At 67.3% G+C, this 251-nt stretch carries 1 protein-coding gene; it reads right to left on the minus strand.

Translation table 11 applies throughout. The annotated features are described in order from the left end of the window. Positions 1 to 251 (minus strand): DUF5996 family protein (locus tag AC0L3B_RS39945; protein WP_473383452.1); only part of this gene is annotated, 251 nt, incomplete at both ends.

Raw genomic sequence — 251 nt, forward strand, 5'->3', positions numbered from 1 at the left:
GAACGGCACCGGGTCCGGCACTTCGTTCGGCTGGCCGTTGAAGGTCGGCGTGCCGCCGAGTTCGGAAACCAGCCGGACGAAACTGGCGCGGAATGCCGCGACCGTGGTCGGCCCGAGCGCAAAGGACGCCTTGCGGCCGTCGCCGCTCGCGCCGATCACCATGTGGTCTCGAAGGTCGAACAGGATCTCGATGCCAGGGCCGTCGGGGATCGGCGACGATGTCAGGCCGTTAGGCGTGACATAGAAGGTCG

Source organism: Bradyrhizobium sp. Kon56 (genome assembly GCF_055807635.1).